Source organism: Bradyrhizobium sp. NBAIM08, assembly GCF_020193935.1.
Lineage (GTDB): Bacteria > Pseudomonadota > Alphaproteobacteria > Rhizobiales > Xanthobacteraceae > Bradyrhizobium > Bradyrhizobium yuanmingense.
Genome location: NZ_JADYVR010000840.1, coordinates 1 through 411, shown reverse-complemented (window position 1 = coordinate 411; position 411 = coordinate 1). Strand labels below are relative to the sequence as shown.

The following is a 411-nucleotide window of genomic DNA, read 5'->3' as shown; positions in this document are numbered from 1 at the left end:
CCCATACAGCTTCGTAAACCTCGGCGGGCGATATGCCGCTCTTGTTCGTTTGCTGCATCGCGGATTTCCCCGAACTGACTGGCGCACTCTAGCAAGATACATTTCGGACACAAAATCCGCCGATCAGCACCACTCGAAGGTCATCGCCGTTTTGCGACGCTCGATCAATCGGGTCGTCAACTACGGAGCCTCACAACAACGGAAGCCGCAGCAGCGCGCAGACCGCCCGAGTGCGGAAAAAGGGACGGTATCCCGACGAACTCTGCTTTAGGATGCTTCGGAAAAGGAAGAATGCGCGCTCGCAACCAAAGGCGGAGTTGCTGCATGGTGGCAGCGTGCGATCAGGCTCAACATGATGCGGAAATTTGGATCAGTATGCACGCCCCAAGGTCAAACCGACCCGGGACGAGG

Annotated in this window: 1 protein-coding gene; it reads left to right on the top strand. The window is 57.2% G+C overall.

What is annotated here, in order from left to right:
• A partial coding sequence (locus I6F37_RS42320) for a hypothetical protein (protein WP_225154722.1) occupies nucleotides 1–271 on the top strand: 271 nt, incomplete at its 5' end.
• Nucleotides 272–411 lie beyond the last annotated feature (140 nt).